The following is a 915-nucleotide window of genomic DNA, read 5'->3' as shown; positions in this document are numbered from 1 at the left end:
CTTCAGCGCCGATGGTAGTTGGGGGTTTCCCCCTGTGAGAGTAGGACGCCGCCAAGCTTTTCAAAGGATCAGTTCCAATCGGAACTGGTCTTTTTTGTGTTTTAATAAATGATATATCTATTTATATTGAAAATCGTGGTCTTTCACTACATTCTCAATAACTCATTCATTTCATCCCCTTCACTGGAATTTTAGACATTCTATAATATTCTTATCATCCAATCTCGTCGCTCGCTCATCTTGTTAAGAGTCAACATCAAAAGAGTAAACATGTCTAAAAAGGATATTCTCCTCTGGCAACCATATGTAGCGAACTGCGCTTGCTGCTAGATCATTGAAACCTACATAAGAGAGCAAAGGGCATCTTGGTTTGCTAATGAGAGAGGGGAGGAAGATTTGAGTTAAGCACCACAATGTTTGATGAGGCAAGGGAACACTGAGACGAATTTTTGGGAAATGACCAGGATCAATTTAATATAAAGCAAATATACAAAATGGTTTCTCGGAAAAATAAAATAATAAAAAAATTCGTTTCTAAATGCACGTTATCTGAGGATATAAGGAATAAAACAAACATTTTTCAGCTTTAAAAGAGCTGTTTTTACATTGAAAAAGCGCTATTAATGCCCTTTTTAACAAAAAAACATAAAAAAATGAAAAAAAGACTTTTAAAATGAAGAGACAAGTGGTAAACTTCTTTAGGTGCCTTAACGAAAAGATGTGAAAAAACAGCTTTAAAATAAATTCAAAAATTATTTTAAAAAAGTCTTTACAAACAATATCTTATCGTTATATAATACTATTTGTCAGATCGAGAGACATTCGAAACGACACAATATGGAGGATTAGCTCAGCTGGGAGAGCATCTGCCTTACAAGCAGAGGGTCGGCGGTTCGAGCCCGTCATCCTCCACCA

General features: G+C 35.7%; 1 tRNA gene. It reads left to right on the top strand.

What is annotated here, in order from left to right:
- The first annotated feature begins 839 nt into the window (after nt 1–839).
- Nucleotides 840–915, top strand: a tRNA-Val gene (locus ACRRMM_RS19115).

This window comes from Bacillus sp. XT-4, from assembly GCF_050864245.1.
In the GTDB taxonomy this organism is placed as follows: Bacteria; Bacillota; Bacilli; order Bacillales; family Bacillaceae; genus Bacillus; species Bacillus altitudinis.
The sequence above is the reverse complement of the archived record's forward strand: the minus strand, read 5'-3'. Positions and strand labels throughout refer to the sequence as shown.